Genomic DNA, 1,222 nt, shown 5'->3' with positions numbered 1-1,222 from the left:
CCCGCCTCGCGGCGGCGCTGACGCCGGAGGTGGACGCGGTGCTCGGGCGGTTCCCGCTGCGGGAGCTGGTGACGGCCGCGGAGCCGTTGTCGCTGCTGGTGGAGCGGGAGCGGGCGCTGTACGGGTCGTGGTACGAGTTCTTCCCGCGTTCGGAGGGCACGCCGGAGCGTCCGCACGGCACGTTCCGCACCGCCGCGCGGCGGCTGCCGGCGATCGCCGCGATGGGCTTCGACGTGGTCTACCTGCCGCCGGTCCACCCGATCGGCACCACCTTCCGCAAGGGCCGCAACAACACCCTGTCCGCCGGCCCCGAGGACGTGGGGGTGCCCTGGGCGATCGGCTCGCCCGAGGGCGGCCACGACGCCGTCCACCCCGACCTGGGCACGCTGGAGGACTTCGACTGGTTCGTCGCCCGGGCCCGCAGCCACGGCCTGGAGATCGCGCTGGACTTCGCCCTGCAGTGCTCGCCGGACCACCCGTGGGTGGACAAGCACCCGGAGTGGTTCCACCACCGGCCCGACGGCTCGATCGCCTACGCGGAGAACCCGCCGAAGAAGTACCAGGACATCTACCCCATCGCCTTCGACCGGGACATGGACGGGCTGGTCGCCGAGACCGTGCGGGTGCTGCGGCACTGGATGGCGCACGGGGTGCGGATCTTCCGGGTGGACAACCCGCACACCAAGCCGGTGGTGTTCTGGGAGCGGGTCATCGCCGACGTCAACCGCACCGACCCGGACGTGATCTTCCTGGCGGAGGCGTTCACCCGGCCGGCGATGATGCACACCCTGGCGCAGATCGGGTTCCAGCAGTCGTACACGTACTTCACCTGGCGCACCACCAAGCAGGAGCTGACCGAGTACCTGACCGAGCTGTCGGGCGAGGCGGCGAGCTACATGCGGCCGAACTTCTTCGTGAACACGCCCGACATCCTGCACGCCTACCTCCAGCACGGCGGCCGGCCCGCCTTCGAGGCCCGCGCGGTCCTGGCCGCGACCCTCTCACCGGCCTGGGGCGTCTACTCCGGCTACGAACTGTGCGAGAACGTGCCGTTGAAGGAGGGCAGCGAGGAGTACCTCGACTCCGAGAAGTACCAGCTCAAGCCCCGCGACTGGGACGACCCGAACAGCATCGCCCCGCTGCTGACCCGGCTCAACGCGATCCGCCGCGACCACCCCGCCCTGCGGCAGCTGCGCAACCTGCACTTCCACCACACCGACAA

General features: G+C 70.7%; 1 pseudogene. It reads left to right on the top strand.

Going from position 1 to position 1,222, the window contains the following annotated elements:
• Positions 1 to 1,222: pseudogene (locus ACFF45_RS35420) on the top strand (alpha-1,4-glucan--maltose-1-phosphate maltosyltransferase); the annotation flags it as partial.

Source organism: Streptomyces cinereospinus (genome assembly GCF_042430725.1).
In the GTDB taxonomy this organism is placed as follows: Bacteria; Actinomycetota; Actinomycetes; order Streptomycetales; family Streptomycetaceae; genus Streptomyces; species Streptomyces cinereospinus.
This window is presented reverse-complemented; position numbering and strand designations above follow the sequence as displayed.